The sequence below is a fragment of the Kutzneria sp. 744 genome (assembly GCF_000568255.1).
In the GTDB taxonomy this organism is placed as follows: domain Bacteria; phylum Actinomycetota; class Actinomycetes; order Mycobacteriales; family Pseudonocardiaceae; genus Kutzneria.
Map to the genome: position 1 here is coordinate 9,871,393 of NZ_KK037166.1, position 1,204 is coordinate 9,872,596.

At 70.3% G+C, this 1,204-nt stretch carries 2 protein-coding genes; one reads left to right on the forward strand and one right to left on the reverse strand.

Annotated elements, in window-relative coordinates:
- Window positions 1-737 (forward strand): G1 family glutamic endopeptidase (locus KUTG_RS45180; RefSeq protein WP_043726031.1); only part of this gene is annotated, 737 nt, incomplete at its 5' end.
- 37 nt (window positions 738-774) lie between these two features.
- Here the strand turns inward: KUTG_RS45180 and KUTG_RS45185 are convergent.
- On the reverse strand, window positions 775-1,204 hold a 430-nt coding region (locus tag KUTG_RS45185; RefSeq protein WP_043726034.1), incomplete at its 5' end, for a class I SAM-dependent methyltransferase.

Here is a 1,204-nt window from a genome sequence, read left to right on the forward strand (position 1 = left end):
TGACCAACAACCTGCTGTCAAACAACTGGTCCGGCTACCAGGTCACGCAGCGCGCCAACTACGCGCAGGGCGGCTGGACGGTGCCGACCGTGACCGCACCCGTGCCCGGCTACTCCACCCGCGGCTACTACTCCTCGACGTGGGCCGGCATCGGCGGCGGCTTCAACTCCGGCACCGGCGCGCTGATCCAGGCCGGCACCACCCAGGACGTCGCCGCCAACGGCGCGACGACCTACTACGCCTGGTACGAGATCGTCGGCGGTGTCGGGGACACCGGCAGCGAGCGCCGGATCAACAACCTGCCCGTGCATCCCGGCGATTTCGTCGGCGGTGTCGGCCTCTACACCGCCGCCGGCGGGGCCCAGGCCGGCGTCTGCAACTTCACGATCAACACGTGCGTCAGCGTGCCGCTGACATCGTCGCCGCCCGGGACCACGGCCGAGTGGATCGTGGAAGCCCCTTATTCCGGCGGGATTCTGCCGATCGCCGACTTCCACAGCGTGACGTTCTCGAACAGCTGCTGGGCCCTGACGTTCGTGCAGGGCGGCCCGTGCTCGTCGATCCGGGCCGGCGGCGCGCAGCCGATCACCTTGCAGCAGTACGCCTTCGGCGCGTGGCAGAACGTCGCCATTCCCGGGGCGCTGAGCGCCGACGGCGGCGGGTTCACCGACTCGTTCTACCAGCCCCGTCCGCAGGGTCCGCCCTGCGGCCACCCGGGTCAGCCCGCCTGTCCGTGATCTCGTTCCAGGGGCGTCCGGCGTGGCAGAGTCCTTGTCACGCCGGGCGTTTCACTGCCCGCAGCACCGTGTCGTTCACGTGTGTCGTGCCCTCCGGGGCCGGCATCGTGCGGGGCCGGGTCTCGTCGACCAGGATTTCCCAGCTGTCGTCCAGGAGTTCGGCGACCTCCGCCGGCCAGTAGAAGTCGTTCGGGTCGAACGGCCCGTCGTGCGGCAGGTCGTCGGGGGAGTGGCCCACCACCAGTAGCGTGCCGCCCGGCGCCACCGCCGCGATGATGTTGCCCAGCTGCCGTGCGTTGTCCTTGGGCAGCGGAAAGTATTGCAGCGACACGAGATCGAACGCCTCGGCCGGCGGCGGTGTGAGCCCCAGGTCCGCCCTCGTCCAGGCGATGTGGCCCTTCGATTCGGCCGCGGCCGCCCGGTCGATCGCCGTCTGGGAGATGTCCACCGCCGTCACCAGCCACCCC